Origin of the sequence: Actinoplanes campanulatus (assembly GCF_014647795.1) — a bacterium.
Classification (GTDB): Bacteria; Actinomycetota; Actinomycetes; order Mycobacteriales; family Micromonosporaceae; genus Actinoplanes; species Actinoplanes campanulatus.
The window spans coordinates 1-902 of the sequence record NZ_BMPW01000079.1; the positions used below are offsets into that span (position 1 = coordinate 1).

Annotated in this window: 1 protein-coding gene; it reads left to right on the top strand. The window is 60.9% G+C overall.

All coding sequences use genetic code 11. The annotated features are described in order from the left end of the window. The first annotated feature begins 89 nt into the window (after positions 1–89). The gene (locus IEZ13_RS46125; protein WP_189285813.1) at positions 90–590 is read left to right on the top strand and encodes a hypothetical protein; all 501 of its coding nucleotides are present in this window, start codon (positions 90–92) and stop codon (positions 588–590) included. The last annotated feature ends 312 nt before the right edge of the window (positions 591–902 follow it).

Genomic DNA, 902 nt, shown 5'->3' on the forward strand with positions numbered 1-902 from the left:
TATTAGATTATTTATCCAGTACTCTTGACAGTCTGTCTACCGGGCTATATATTTATAAGCAGAACGAGAGACCGGGAAAGGAATCAACGATGAAGTACACCGCACACGTCAACATGGTGACCAAGCCCTACATCGGACTTCCCACTACCCGAACCCCCTACACCCTCGTCGACGCCGACTGGGCCACAACATGGATGATCGACGAAACCTACGAAGCCCACTACCACGGCACCAGCGTGGAGATCAGCATCTACGGCGAAGGCCCCAACTGCTCCGTACTCACCAACCGCATCTACACCGACCAGCCCACCGATGTGACCGCTGCACTCGCCGACTACGGCTTCACCATCGAAGCCGCCAACACATCCAAAACCATCCTCACGCTCACCCGCACAGCCACCATCTCCCACCTACTAGCCATCCTCGATGGCCTACCCCAAGCTGAGGGGACTCACTGGCTCAACACTCAACCCGACCTCCACCACATCACCCTCGACGACTCCACCACCGGCTGGGCCACCAACCGCACCGACGACACCGACACCGGCGTCTGCTACGACACCAGCACCCACAACTGGCAGATCTGCTGACAGCATGACGGGCCTGCCCTTGGGGGGTTGGACTCTGCACCCATTTCAGCCGGGTACGTTGCCGGCTGGGCGAAGGAAGCAGACGGCGCCGCGATTGAAGCTGCCGCCGAGCACGTCGCGAAGACCTCCCACGCGATTGCCGAGGCGTTGCAGCTCACCGCACAGTGAGCCCCACGGGGCGACCGGCTCACCCCGGTCGCCCCTCACCCCCCGACAGGGGAACCGTTCCCGCCGCCTGAATCTCCATACCCCTGATACGTACTACGCGGGGTCGAGGAGTGGACTCCCCCACCCTCGTGTAGTACACTGTAT

What these genes read in the sequence shown, in the direction of transcription:
- IEZ13_RS46125 (WP_189285813.1), top strand. Translation starts at nt 90, where the DNA reads ATGAAGTACACCGCACACGTCAACATGGTGACCAAGCCCTACATCGGA.